At 70.0% G+C, this 12,374-nt stretch carries 11 protein-coding genes and 1 pseudogene; 7 read left to right on the top strand and 5 right to left on the bottom strand.

Annotated elements, in window-relative coordinates; translation table 11 throughout:
• Positions 1-40: 40 nt before the first annotated feature.
• Both greA and ACFW6B_RS35865 read right to left on the bottom strand, forming a co-directional pair.
• Positions 41-538, bottom strand: coding sequence for a transcription elongation factor GreA (gene greA, locus ACFW6B_RS35860; RefSeq protein ID WP_386603026.1), 498 nt, complete (start codon positions 536-538; stop codon positions 41-43).
• Positions 539-748: 210 nt separating this feature from the next.
• Complete coding sequence (locus tag ACFW6B_RS35865) at positions 749-1,150, bottom strand: DUF4307 domain-containing protein (protein WP_386603028.1); 402 nt, start codon at positions 1,148-1,150, stop codon at positions 749-751.
• A 151-nt stretch (positions 1,151-1,301) separates the two neighbouring features.
• Between ACFW6B_RS35865 and mca the strand changes: the two genes are divergently transcribed.
• Positions 1,302-2,183 carry a mycothiol conjugate amidase Mca gene (mca, locus tag ACFW6B_RS35870; RefSeq protein ID WP_386603030.1) on the top strand — a complete coding sequence of 294 codons (882 nt, stop codon included), beginning with the start codon at positions 1,302-1,304 and terminating at the stop codon, positions 2,181-2,183.
• 1 nt (position 2,184) lies between these two features.
• Complete coding sequence (locus tag ACFW6B_RS35875; protein WP_386603032.1) at positions 2,185-2,424, top strand: hypothetical protein; 240 nt, start codon at positions 2,185-2,187, stop codon at positions 2,422-2,424.
• Between the two features lie 234 nt (positions 2,425-2,658).
• Here ACFW6B_RS35875 and ACFW6B_RS35880 read toward each other — a convergent pair whose 3' ends face one another.
• Positions 2,659-5,853 carry a tetratricopeptide repeat protein gene (locus ACFW6B_RS35880; RefSeq protein WP_386603033.1) on the bottom strand — a complete coding sequence of 1,065 codons (3,195 nt, stop codon included), beginning with the start codon at positions 5,851-5,853 and terminating at the stop codon, positions 2,659-2,661.
• A gap of 78 nt (positions 5,854-5,931) precedes the next feature.
• Complete coding sequence (locus tag ACFW6B_RS35885; protein WP_386603035.1) at positions 5,932-6,393, bottom strand: hypothetical protein; 462 nt, start codon at positions 6,391-6,393, stop codon at positions 5,932-5,934.
• A 92-nt stretch (positions 6,394-6,485) separates the two neighbouring features.
• Here ACFW6B_RS35885 and ACFW6B_RS35890 point away from each other — a divergent pair, with 92 nt between their 5' ends.
• The 5 genes and pseudogenes from ACFW6B_RS35890 to ACFW6B_RS35910 all read left to right on the top strand — a co-directional run bounded on the left by ACFW6B_RS35890 (position 6,486) and on the right by ACFW6B_RS35910 (position 11,446).
• The gene (locus ACFW6B_RS35890; RefSeq protein ID WP_386603037.1) at positions 6,486-7,070 is read left to right on the top strand and encodes an ArsR/SmtB family transcription factor; all 585 of its coding nucleotides are present in this window, start codon (positions 6,486-6,488) and stop codon (positions 7,068-7,070) included.
• Positions 7,051-7,205 (top strand): annotated as a pseudogene (locus tag ACFW6B_RS35895) (DUF255 domain-containing protein); the annotation flags it as partial. The gene ACFW6B_RS35890 and the pseudogene ACFW6B_RS35895, both read left to right, overlap by 20 nt.
• 287 nt (positions 7,206-7,492) lie before the next feature.
• Positions 7,493-8,755, top strand: coding sequence for a DUF3696 domain-containing protein (locus ACFW6B_RS35900; RefSeq protein WP_386603039.1), 1,263 nt, complete (start codon positions 7,493-7,495; stop codon positions 8,753-8,755).
• A complete protein-coding gene (locus ACFW6B_RS35905) occupies positions 8,745-9,770 on the top strand; it encodes a hypothetical protein (RefSeq protein ID WP_386603040.1) in 1,026 nt (341 codons plus the stop codon). Before ACFW6B_RS35900 ends, ACFW6B_RS35905 begins: the two co-directional genes overlap by 11 nt.
• 2 nt (positions 9,771-9,772) lie before the next feature.
• A complete protein-coding gene (locus ACFW6B_RS35910) occupies positions 9,773-11,446 on the top strand; it encodes a DUF262 domain-containing protein (protein WP_386603042.1) in 1,674 nt (557 codons plus the stop codon).
• 180 nt (positions 11,447-11,626) lie between these two features.
• Here the strand turns inward: ACFW6B_RS35910 and ACFW6B_RS35915 are convergent, their stop codons facing one another.
• Positions 11,627-12,193 (bottom strand): Uma2 family endonuclease, encoded by a 567-nt coding sequence (locus tag ACFW6B_RS35915; protein ID WP_386603044.1) that lies wholly within the window; start codon positions 12,191-12,193, stop codon positions 11,627-11,629.
• Positions 12,194-12,374 lie beyond the last annotated feature (181 nt).

A 12,374-nucleotide genomic window follows, 5' to 3' on the forward strand; every position in this document is an offset into this window, starting at 1 on the left:
CGGCAGCGCGCCGGGGGCATCGTCGTGTCCGTTTCCGGGCTCAGCCGCGGTGCGGTTCGGCCTTGAGGATCTTCACCGAGGCGAACTTGCCGTTCGGCAGCTCGTACTGGGCGTCCTCGCCGACCTTCTTGCCGTTCACTCCGGCGCCCAGCGGGGACTGCGGAGAGTACGTCTCGATGTCGGAGCTCGCGTATTCGCGGGAGCCGAGCAGGAAGACCAGGGTGTCGTCCTCGTCGCCGTCGAAGGCGATGGTCACGACCATGCCCGGCGCGACCACGCCGTCCGCCGCGGGAGCCTCGCCCACCTTGGCGTTCTCCAGGAGCTGGGTCAGCTGGCGCACACGGAGCTCCTGCTTGCCCTGCTCCTCCTTGGCCGCGTGGTACCCGCCGTTCTCGCGCAGGTCGCCCTCCTCGCGCGCGGCCGCGATCTTGGCGGCGATCTCCGTGCGCGCAGGACCAGACAGGTACTCCAGCTCGGCCCTGAGCTGGTTGTACGCCTCCTGGGTCAGCCAGGTGACGTTCTCGCTGGTCTGGGTCACAGGTGCTCCTCGTAGGTACTGGGAATACAAAGCATCGCCCTACCCAGAAGCATGTTCTCTCACGGGTGGGCGAAACCACGAGCCTAACAATTCAGCGGCTCTAAGGGGAGGACATAAGACATAAGAATTTCATCGGCGCAGGTCAGCCGCTGGTCGTCCCGTGCGATTCCGGCCCGTGCCGATGCTCCCGGAGCCGGCCGGCGGTGCCGCTCAGTCCGAGTGGCAGCCGAGGAGCTCCGCCGTGGTGCCCCGGGCCGTCGTACGCAGGGTAACGACCTTGTCGAGGCGGGAGGAGTCCTGGCCGAAGCGGAAGTCCGCGCGCCCCACCTCGGCGCCGTCGGCGCTCTGCGAACGCAGGGTGCAGTAGCCCTTCGAGCCGGCGTCCTTGTGCACCTCCAGGTGCACCTCGACCGCGTCGTCCGAGACCGCCTTGAAGGCGATCACCTGCGCGCTGATCCCGGAACCGGCGATGTGGTCGTAGCCGAACCAGCCGACCACGCCGACCAGGGCGACCCCGAGGACACCGCCGACGATCCGCAGTCTCCGGTCGGCCCGGTCGTCCGCGGAGCGGCCGTACCGGCCCTCGGGCAGCCGCGTGCTCGCCGTACCCATGATCGTCCTCTCGGCGGGGGTCCCTGACCCGGACCCCGGAATTAATCGCCCCCCGATTCCGTCACTATAGAAGCCGCCCACGGCGCGGATACACGCCGGGCGCCGACAGCCGACCGGCTCAGGCGACAGCCGACCGACCGAGGATTGAGTCTTGACTGACCAGCTGCGACTGATGGCCGTGCACGCCCACCCCGACGACGAGTCGAGCAAGGGTGCGGCCACCATGGCGAAGTACGTGTCCGAGGGGGTGGACGTGCTGGTCGTGACCTGCACGGGCGGGGAGCGCGGCTCCATCCTCAACCCCAAGCTCCAGGGCGACAAGTACATCGAGGAGAACATCCACGAGGTACGCAAGAAGGAGATGGACGAGGCCCGCGAGATCCTCGGGGTCGAGCAGGAGTGGCTCGGCTTCGTCGACTCGGGCCTGCCCGAGGGCGACCCGCTGCCGCCGCTGCCCGAGGGCTGCTTCGCCCTGGAGGACGTCGACAAGGCGGCCGGCGAGCTGGTCAAGCAGATCCGCTCGTTCCGCCCGCAGGTGATCACCACCTACGACGAGAACGGCGGCTACCCGCACCCCGACCACATCATGACCCACAAGATCACGATGGTGGCCTTCGAGGGCGCGACGGACACCGAGAAGTACCCGGAGTCCGAGTTCGGACCCGCGTTCGAGCCGCAGAAGCTCTACTACAACCAGGGCTTCAACCGCCCGCGCACCGAGGCGCTGCACAACGCGCTCCTGGACCGCGGGATGGAGTCGCCGTACGGGGACTGGCTGAAGCGCTGGAGCGAGTTCGAGCGCACCGAGCGCACGCTGACCACGCACGTCCCGTGCGCGGACTTCTTCGAGATCCGGGACAAGGCGCTGATCGCGCACGCCACGCAGATCGACCCCGACGGCGGCTGGTTCAAGGTCCCCATGGACATCCAGCGGGAGGTCTGGCCGACCGAGGAGTACGAGCTCGCGAAGTCCCTCGTGGACACATCCCTCCCCGAGGACGACCTCTTTGCGGGCATCCGCGACAATGCCTGACATGAGCGCAAGCCTGGCACTGACGCACCTCGTCCCCCTCGCCAAGGAGGTCGACGAGAACAAGGTCACCCCCGGCGTCCTCGGCTTCATCGTCTTCGCGGTGATGGCCCTGGCCGTCTGGGGTCTGATGAAGTCCATGAACCGTCACATGGGCAAGGTCTCCTTCGAGCAGGACCCCGAGAACGAGAGGGCGTCCGCCGAGGGCTCCGGCTCCGGCGGGACCGCTCCCGCGAGGGGCTGAGCGGACGCCCGCCGGGCCCTGCCCGGGGCCACCGGCGGACCGCGGCCCGTCCGCCACGAGCGGGGTCGCGAGGCATGACCGGACACCCGGTGCGAGCCCCTGCGGGCTCGCACCGGGCTTCGGCGTACGCCCGTGAGGCGGGCCACCGCGCCGTGGCGGGGCGCCGGCCGCCTCACCTCTCCACGGCCGGAAGGCCGCCGCCCGACGTCACCGGGTCGGACGGCCGCGGCCTCCTCACGTCGTCACGGTCACGCCCATCACGTCGCGGGCGTGCCGTCCCGGCACCATGCCCAGACGCCAGGCCTGCCAGCCCGCGTCCAGGTCCACCCCCCGCTCCAGCAGCAGCCGGTACGCCTCGGCGAAGTCGTCCAGCCCGCCGTCACGGGTCGGATGGCCGGCCCGCGAGAGCTGCGACAGCTCCTCCAGGGCCACCGCGGCGCCCACCTCGTGGCCGCCCGGCGCCGCATAGGGGAGCAGCGTGCAGCGCAGGAAGCGGGCCCAGTCCTCCCCGCGGCGGTCCCCGTACGAGGCGAACAGGCCCACGGCCTCGTCGCACAGGGACAGCGCCTGCTGCGTACGGGCGTTGCCGGCGTCCACGACGGCGAGCTCCAGACAGGTCCACGCCTCGCCGTGCGCCACCCCGATGCGCTGGAAGTCCGCGCGGGCGTCGACGAGGAGCTGGCGGGCGAAGCCCGAGTTCCGCAGGGAGCCCGTCTGCGCGGCACGCTGGTCGCGGGTCACGCGGGCCGAGTGGTGACGGGCGCAGGCCAGCCCGTAGACGTCCCGCATGCGCGAGAACATCGTCCGGGAGCGCTCCAGCTCCCGCACCGCCTGGTCCAGGCTCCCGGTCTCCTCCAGGGACTGGCCCAGGTAGTAGACCGTCCACGCCTCGCCGCGCGCGTCCTCGTTCTCCCGGTGCCGGGAGGCCGCCTGGCGCAGCCCGTCGACGGCGGCGGAGGGGTCGCCCCCGACGAGCCGGGCGCGGGCGAGCTGGGTGAGCGCCCACGCCTCCCCGCGGGCGTCGCGCGTGCGTCCGTACAGATCGAGCGCCTCGCGCAGCTCGCGCTCCGCGCGCGGGACGTCGCCCATCCGCAGGCCGAGCTGGCCGAGGTGGAAGTGGGTCCAGGCCTCGCCGTGCAGCGAGCCGCTCTCGCGGTGCAGGACCAGGGCCTCGGTGAGCAGGCCGAGGGCCTGGCCGAGCCGGGACCTGTCGCGCTCCACCGCCGCGAGCGCGTGCATCGTCCAGGCGCGGTCGGCCGCCAGCCCGGGCGAGGCCTGGAGGTCCATCGCCTCCTGGAGCTTGGCCGCCGCCTCGACCAGGGCGCCCTGGTGGTGCAGCGTGATGCCGAGCGAACACAGCGCCCGGGCGGCACCCGCGTCGTGATGGGCCTCCAAGTACAGGTCCACCACCGCCGCCAGCGTCGTACGCGCCTTGTCCAGCTCACCGAGCTGGCGGGCCGCGATACCGGTGCGCCACTGCACCGAGCGCACCAGGAGCCCCTGGTCGACGGCCTGGGCCAGCTCGCTGATCTCGCCCAGCCGGTACAGGTCGCCGCGCAGCAGGCAGTAGTCGCACAGGGCGCCCAGGAGGTGGAGCACCGCCGCCTGGTCCACGCCCTCCGCGTGTCTGAGGGCCGCCGTGATGAAGCTCGACTCGTCGTCCAGCCAGCGCAGCGCGGCGTCCAGGGAGGTGAAGCCGTGCGGCCCGAACCGGTCGGCGCGCGTCGACGTCCTGCCGTCCACCAGGCGGATCACCGAGTCGGCGAGCTCCGCGTGGTTCACGATCAGGCGCTCCTGCGCAGCCGTGCGCTCCGCGGCCTCCTCCTCGTCCAGGAGACGGGCGGCGGCGAAGGTCCGTACGAGATCGTGCAGGCGGTAGCGGCTGCCGCGCACGTGGTCGATCAGGCCCGCCCGGGACAGGGCGGTCAGATGGCGGACGGCCTCGGGCTCGTCCGTCGCCAGCAGGGACGCCGCCGCCGCCGCGCCCAGGGAGGCCCGGCCGGCCAGGGCCAGCCGGCGCAGCAGCCGGCGCGCCGTGTCCGACTGGTCGGTGTAGCGCAGCCACAGGACCCGCTCGACGGGCTCCACCGGGCCGTAGGCCGCGAGGTCGCCGGCCAGGGCGCGCGGGGTGCGGGGGCCGAGCGAGGAGCCCGCGACCCGCAGGGCCAGCGGCAGACCGCCGCACAACTCCCTTATCCGTTCGGAGGATTCGGCGTCGTACGGCCCGGACGCGTCCTGCGCCGCCGCGCTCAGCAGTTCCTCGGAGCCCGCCGCGTCCAACGCCTCGACGGGGAGCCGGTGCACCCAGGCGGAGAGGCCGTCGGGCAGGTCGAGGGGTTCCCGCGCGGTGACCAGAACCAGGCTCTCGGAGCGCTCGGGGACCAGGGCGCGGACCTGCTCGGCGTCGCTCGCGTCCTCCAGCACGATGGTGACGGGCAGGCCCGTCAGATGCTGGTGGTACAGCTCGCTCAGCCGTTTGACCTGCTGGTCCTGTGAGGAGCGCTCCCGGAAGAGGAGCTGCTCGCGCGGGGCGCCCAGCCGGTTCAGCAGGTGGAGCAGCGCGTCGCGGGTGGTGAGCGGCGGATCGTCCGGGCTGTCGCCGCGCAGGTCGACCACGCACGCGCCGCGGAACTGGTCCTTGAGGGCGTGCGCCGCCCGGACCGCGAGGGTGCTGCGGCCGGAGCCGGGCGCGCCGTGCAGCACGACGACCGTCGGCTTCGTCTCCGTGCTCGCCCGGGCGGCGTGGACCCACCGCGCGATCCGTGACAGCTCGGTCCGGCGCCCGGTGAACGGGCCCTCCTGTTCCGGCAGCTGGCCGAAGGACTGCTCCAGCACGCTGCGCCGGCGGGCGGCCGCGCTCTTGTCGGTGCGCCGCAGCTGGGGGGCGCCCTTCCTGGCGCCGGTGGTGGCGCTGAGCACCCGCTGCTGGTCGAGGAACGGGCGCACTCCCCGCACGTCCAGGGCCGTCAGCCACTGCAGACGCAGCTGCTCCGGGCCTCCGGGCTGCCCCAGGACCCCGGCGCGGCGGCTCGCGGCGGGCACGTGCGCGGCCGTCACCTTGAGGACGGTGGCGGCCGCGCCCGCCACGGCCACCGTCGCTCCGGTGCCGAGGGCGGTGCCGGTGCCGGTGCCGAGGGCCAGGTCGGCGGCGACGGCCGCGAGGGCGCCGACCGCGGCCACCAGCAGGGGGGTTCCGGATCCCTCCCGGGCGAACCGCTGCCCGAAGGTCTGCCGTCCGGCCTCGGACTCGTCCAGCGCGCGCGTGTACGCCGCGTACTCCTCGGCGGCCGTCTGCGCCATCGCGTCGAGCGAGGCCCGCGCCCGCGACAGCAGGGCGCCACCCTCCGTACGCCCCCCTGAGCGGCGCACCTCCTCCTCGACGGCCCGGACCAACAGCCGCTCGGCCTCCGCCCGATGACCGTCCCGCATGTCACGTCCCCCTTTGGCAGCAACTCCCTTGCCCCCGAGTGTCCTTCGGCCGGGACGCGAGCGCGAGGGGGCGGCGGATCATTCACCGCGCCCGAGGGCGCCGGACTTCGGAGCCGACCTCCTCGGACGCATGTGTTCCGGCTGTTCATCGCGTGGAGCGCGGCCTTTGGAGAGAGCGAGGAACACGCAGGCGCAGGCGAGCCCCGCCTCAGCCACCGCGCAGGCCAGGGCCTGGACCAGAGGGGCGCCCGGCTGCGCGGTGGTTATGTCGAACCAGGCGTCGAGCACCGCGACGGCGGCTGTCGCCGAGGCGGTCAGCCGGGCGTGCGGATCGCGGCGCAGCCCCAGTACGGCGGTGGCCGCGCAGCCCGTGGCCATCAGTACGTCGAGTCCCGCCCAAGCCACTTGCCAGTTCCGCACCTCGGTGTTCGCGGGGAGCGTCCGCACGAGGAGCACCATCCACGGCACGAGCGCGACGGCGGTGACACCGAGCAGCACCAGGGCCCAATCGCTGCGCGTCATGGCGCGATTCGTCTGCATGCCTCCACGATAGGACCGCAGAGGAATTTCTGCAAAGAAAATTCTGCAGAACTTGTTCTGTGGACGGAGCGGGCCGGGGATAGCGTGTCCGTATGCCCGATCCCGAGCTGACCAGCCTCGAACGCACCGCCCTGTACAAGTCCCTCGGCAACCCGCTGCGCCGCCGCATCCTCGACTACCTCGGCCGGCACGGCGAGGCGAACTCGACCGTGCTCGCCAGGGAGCTCGGCGAGAGCTCCGGCACGACCAGCTACCACCTGCGCAAGCTGGCCGACCAGCATCTGATCGAGGAGATCGCGGAGAAGTCGGGCGGCCGTGAACGCTGGTGGCGGGCCCTGCCGTTCAGCCACACCACACCCGATCCGGCCACGATGGCCCCCGAGGAACTCGCGGCCGCCGAGGGCGTGGCGCGCCTGAAGATCGAGATGGACACCGGGCTGTACCTCCGGGCGCACAAGGAGTATGCGGGACCCGAGGGATGGGCTCAGGTCCAGCGCTCCGGCAACTGGATGACCAGGGAGGAACTCCTGGATTTCGTACGCGAGTACCGGGCGCTCCTGGACCGGTACGGCCACGCCCGTGAGGACGCCCCCGACGGGGCGCGCCCGGTGCATCTGCGCTTCTACGCCGTACCGGACGCCGTGGGAGAGCGGCAGGGTGAACCGACTGGCCCGTGAGACGTCCCCGTACCTGCTCCAGACGCCGACAACCCCGTCGACTGGTGGCCGTGGTCGGCCGAGGCCTTCGACGAGGCACGCAGGAGCAACCGGCCCGTTCTGCCGAGCGTCGGGTGCAGCAGTTGCCACTGGTGCCGGTGAACCCGCAAACCGAGTAGTCCGCGGCCCCCGCATCTGTCTGAGGCGCGGAGCACCTCTGCCCCCCAGGGGGGAGGATTGTTGTGTGGAGGCTGACGGTCTCGCCAGACAGCTGGAACTCCGAGGCGGACGTCGGGCATCTCCGCAGCTGGAAGAGCGAAACTCGGGTGCCGGCTTCCACCGTCTGAGAGTATTGCCGCGGCTGAGCCGAGGCGCCGCTGGAGCGGTGTTCGCTGAGATCGGCACGGCCTCGCCAGATTCGGTTTGACCGAACGGGAGCCCAGGTGTCGTTGGAACGGTTCTCGCTGGAGAACTATCGCTGCTTCAGGGAGAGACAGGAGGTGGAGCTCGGAAAGATCACCGTGGTGCTGGGCCGGAACAATTCTGGCAAGAGTGCGGTCGTGCGAGCGCTCCCTCTCCTTTCCCTCGGTATCCGCGGCGACTCCCCTTACCCTCTGGATCTGGACCTGATCCAGGGCTTCACTCCTTCGTTCGCCGATCTGATCCACGGCTCGTCACCCCATGGGCACATTCGCCTGGGAGCGTCGATCGGGTGCGAGGACGGCGAGACTGTCAGCGCCACCGCCGAGGTCCAGAACATCGCCAACCAGGGAATGCAGCTGGTCTCCTTGGTGCAGATCTCCTGCGGGGCGGAGGTCGCGAACCTCTCCTGGATCCCCGGCATCGACGCCTACTCCCCGGGGAAGCGCGCGTATCTTGTCGACGGCCAGGAGGTCAAAGTCGGATTTCGCGGGCTGCTGCCCGATCCGGCCGACTGGCCGGACTCCGTCGGCGGTGTCAGCGGCGTCACTGGGCTCATTCGGGAAGGCCTCGACGAGATCCGGTATCTGGGTCCGTTCAGGAAGAGCCCGGAGCGTTTCTTCCGGTCTCCGGCCAGAACCCTGGGCAGCGTCGGCTATCGGGGCGAGAGGGCGCTCGGCATGCTCGCCGCGGACGAGGTGTACGGGCGCGGTCTGATCGGCCGTGAGGTGAACACCCTGCTGGAAAGCATCCTGCCCGGGTGGCGCCTCGAAGTCACCGACGTCGGCTCCGGGATGTACATTCCCAAGCTGCGGTCCCTGCGCGACCCCGATCTCGTCGTCCACATCGACGACGTCGGCACCGGTGTGGTCCAGTTCCTGCCGATAGTGATCCAGCGGGCAGCGGACCGCGTGGAGCCGCCCGCCGGGCCGGTGATCGAGATCGTGGAGGAGCCCGAACTCCATCTCCACCCTTCGGCGCACGCCGCGATCGCCGATCTCTACATCGACGCCGTGCAGGAGTCGCAGGTGCGCTTCCTGGTGGAGACGCACAGCGAGAACTTCCTCCTCAGGCTGCGCCGGCGGGTCGCGGAGCGGAAGCTGGCGCCGGAGGACGTGAAGATCTACTTCGTCGAGCAGGCCGAGGGGGCCGCCACCCTGCGGAAGATCGAGGTGGACGCCCTCGGCAACCTCGACTACTGGCCGCGGGGGGTCTTCGCGGAGGACTTCGAGGAGGTACGCGCCCTCGCGGACGCGCAGGCGAATCGGATCGACGATGCGCGTTGAGATTCCCGTCGACCTGCTGAAGGACCGTCAGGGCGACGAGAACGCAGAGCTCATATTGAAGCTGATCGCGTTCTTCAGGGAGGCACGGCACGAGTGGGCGATCTCCCCGCGTGATGTGGACGCCGTCCATACGTTCCTGGAGCGTCACCTCCCGGTCCTGGCGCAGAGCTACCTGCTGCTCGCGCAGAAGGCGAGCATGGCGCAGGCCTGGGCGCCGCACGGGGGGACCACGGGCGTGGTCAGGGTGGCCGGCGAGACGCTCACGGCGGACATCCGCGACCTGGAGCGGCCGGCCGTGCTGGTCGTGGAGAACGCGATCTACGACTGGCAGATGATCGAGGCGCTCGCGCGCCTGCTCGGCTGCGAGGACGTCATCGACGCCAAGGAGGGCAGCCGCCTCGGCGTGTACAACGGAGGCGGCAAGGACGGGGCGACCCGGCACGCGGTCGACCAGGCCGCGCAGTTCTCCCGTACCAAGCGTGTGGTCCTCGTCATCGACAGCGACAGCTTCCACCCCACGGACCGGACCGGCAATCACGAGAAGGCCGAAGCCGCGGCCCGCGAAGGCGTGAGTGCGCACGTCCTCAGCTTCCGGGAGATGGAGAACTACATTCCCAACCGGGTCCTGGCCCGGCAGCCGAAGAAGACCGTCGGAATGTCCTCCATGGCCAAGCGCCTGGAGTCCCTCAAGACCTTCTCGCCCGAGCAGCGCGCCCACTTCGACATGAAGCACGGATTCAAGGGAAAGCCGCAGAAGGGTGCCGACCAGAAGGGGCGCCACTCCGGGAAGGCGGGGACCACCTACGTCATCCCGCCGCGCCACGGTGATCTGTACGACGAAGTGGCGGAGCGGGACCTCATCACCCTCCAAGAGGGATTCGGAACGGACTTGCCGGGTCTGTTCCTGCAAGAGGTGATGCGCGGCGGCATATCGGAGCGGGACCTGGACGGCCTGGGCCCCGGAGCGAAACAGGAATTGCGATCGATGTTCGAAACGATTCGGGGCGTGATCTGAGCATGGGAGACATCGAGGTGGTCAAGGATATCTCCGTGGTACCGGAGGTCCACTTCCTGGAGCAGGTCCTGGAGCGGATCGCGCAGGGCGAGCTGCGGGTGCCGAAGTTCCAGCGCCCGTTCCTGTGGCGCCCCGAGCAGATGCTCCAGCTCTTCGACAGCATGGAGCGCGGCTACCCGATGGGCAGCCTGCTCATCTGGGAGACCACCATGCCGCTCGAAAGCCTCGACACCATCGGTGGGCGCAGGATTCCGCCGGCACCGGAAGGGGCGAAGGTCGCCTACGTACTGGACGGCCACCAGCGACTCTCGACGCTCTTCGGCGTCCTCCACCGCTCGGCCGACGCCCCGCGGTCCGCGCGCCAGGAGGACTGGATGTGGTGGGTCTACCGGCCGCTCGTCCGGTCGGAACACGACGGCGTGCGCTACCGCCACCAGAAGAGCGGCGAGCCGGTGCCCAGCCACTTCCTGCCCATGCGGTCCGTACTGGGGACCCTGGACTTTCTCGAATACGCACGGACGTTGTCCGACGTCTCCCACTCCCGCGAGGAGGCCGACCGCCTCACCAAGGAGAGCGAGCGCATCGCGAAGCGGGTGAAGAACTACAAGGTCTCCGTGGTGCGTATGGAGGGCGGCACCCTCCAGCAGGCCATCGAGGTCTTCTCCAGGATCAACAGCAGCGGCCAGAAGATGCGTCCCGACCAGATGGTCTCCGCACTGACCTACGGGACCATCGGCTCGGAGACGCTCAGCGACAAGATGGAGGAGATCAAGGGGCGGATCGCCGCTTCGGGCTTCGGCGAGATCCCGATCATGACGATCTTCCAGACTGTCCTCGCGCTGTCCGGCGAGGAGGACGTATATGGGGACACCTCCTGGGAGACGATGGCCCGCAAGGTCCAGGGTCAGCTCACGACCGCGGTGGAGGACACCGACCTGATCCTCCAGCAGGTGGTCGAGTTCCTGCGGGAGGAGGTCCAGGTCTCGCTGGCTCGCCTGGTTCCCTACAACATCCAGATCATGCTGCTCGCCGTCTTCTTCCACTTCTCCGACAAGGTCGAAGCGGAGCAGCGGGTCAAGCTCCGGCACTGGTTCTGGACCACGTCCCTGGCGGGCACCTTCGCCGGGTCCACCACCACCCAGGTCCGGAAATTCATCACGGAGATGAAGGCCTTCGCCCGGGGCAAGGGCGGGCTCAGCTACTCCGCTGAGCGGGCCCGTTCCTTCCCCGAACGCTTCGACCTGCGCAGCGCGCGCGTGCGCGCCTACCTTCTCTGGGACCTGCAGACGTTCCCGGACCGGAAGAACCTCGACGGCGGCACCGTCAACGTGCTGGAACAGCTGGCGACGGCGCACAGCGAGACCTATCGACACGTCATCACCCAGAGCGGGATCTCCGGGGCTTCCAGTCCCGCCAACCGGATCGTCATGACGACGCCGCCGGGTGTGTCGATCCGGCAGGCGCTCATCAGGCTCGCGGAGGACGGGCGCACAGACATCCTGGACTCGCACGGAGTCAGCCTCGCGTCCATCGAGCACCTCAAGGCCGACGAGTTCACCGAGTTCATCCTCGCCCGGCAGCACGAACTGGCGGCGCGGGAGAGGCAGTTCATCGAGAGCCTGGGCATCAAGTCGGCCGACAAGGAGGTCGGCGAGGCCGACATCGACACTGAGTGAGGGGTAGCGAGTCCAGGCTTGTACAGCCACGAAGGCGCAATGCGGCCTTCCCGCCCTGGAGCGGCATCCCGCACGCGGTGCATCTGGTCCGTAGCCGGAGAATGTCCTGATCGGTCCGCGAAGCACTGTGATGCGGGCGCTGACGGTCAAGCGTCGATGGCGGGGCGGCTTCTCGGTACCTTACAAGAGCCCAAGATCGACCCTGATGGAGAAAGGCGTGGTGGCCTTCACCGTCCCGGTGAACATCTCGCCGTCCCTGTAAGCCCTGGTGGCGGGGTCGAGGACGTAGGTGTAGACGATCGGGATACCGGTGGCGGCCTGTTCGACCCGCCAGTAGAAGGGGATCCCGGCCTTGGCGTACTGGTCCACCTTCACGATCCGGTCGGTGGTCTCCGAACCGGGCGACACGACCTCGACGACCAGGAGCACGTGCTCGGGGCGGGTGGGCGTGAGGTCGATGGTCTCCGCCCGGTAGACGATGACGTCCGGCCGGCGGTTGGTGAGCGGAACGTCCTGCAGGCGGACGTCGAAGTCCGTGTCCGCGTTCCAGTCCGGGCCCGCGGCGGCGTCCAGGGCATTGGCCAGGATCCGCGCCAGCCGGTTGTGCCGCTTGGAGGCGCTCGGGCTCACGACGACCATCCCGTCCACGATCTCGATGCCGGCGCACTGCTCCTCGGACCAGGAGTCGTACTGCTCCGCGCTGATCTGCGAATGCATCCACGCGGGCGCCACCATCTCGGCGGTCATGGTGTACCTCCTTCGAGGAGCCTCGGCAGGTCCAGCGCTGCTGTGCCCAGCCTACTGTTCAGAGGTGCCGGGTCGCCCGACCCGGAGGGGTACGGAGTCGCCCACCACGTGATGGCGCACAAGTGCAATTCGGCCAAGTGAGGCGGGCTCGTCAGTGGTTCACCGGTCGCGGCAGGCGCTG

Origin of the sequence: Streptomyces sp. NPDC058751 (assembly GCF_042746485.1) — a bacterium.
In the GTDB taxonomy this organism is placed as follows: Bacteria; Actinomycetota; Actinomycetes; order Streptomycetales; family Streptomycetaceae; genus Streptomyces.

Excerpts from the sequence above, each read along its gene's own strand:
- ACFW6B_RS35905 (WP_386603040.1), top strand. The coding sequence starts at position 8,745 with ATGCGCGTTGAGATTCCCGTCGACCTGCTGAAGGACCGTCAGGGCGAC.
- ACFW6B_RS35910 (WP_386603042.1), top strand. The coding sequence starts at position 9,773 with ATGGGAGACATCGAGGTGGTCAAGGATATCTCCGTGGTACCGGAGGTC.
- ACFW6B_RS35885 (WP_386603035.1), bottom strand. The coding sequence starts at position 6,393 with ATGCAGACGAATCGCGCCATGACGCGCAGCGATTGGGCCCTGGTGCTG.
- ACFW6B_RS35880 (WP_386603033.1), bottom strand. The coding sequence starts at position 5,853 with ATGCGGGACGGTCATCGGGCGGAGGCCGAGCGGCTGTTGGTCCGGGCC.
- ACFW6B_RS35865 (WP_386603028.1), bottom strand. The coding sequence starts at position 1,150 with ATGGGTACGGCGAGCACGCGGCTGCCCGAGGGCCGGTACGGCCGCTCC.
- ACFW6B_RS35890 (WP_386603037.1), top strand. The coding sequence starts at position 6,486 with ATGCCCGATCCCGAGCTGACCAGCCTCGAACGCACCGCCCTGTACAAG.
- ACFW6B_RS35875 (WP_386603032.1), top strand. The coding sequence starts at position 2,185 with ATGAGCGCAAGCCTGGCACTGACGCACCTCGTCCCCCTCGCCAAGGAG.
- ACFW6B_RS35915 (WP_386603044.1), bottom strand. The coding sequence starts at position 12,193 with ATGACCGCCGAGATGGTGGCGCCCGCGTGGATGCATTCGCAGATCAGC.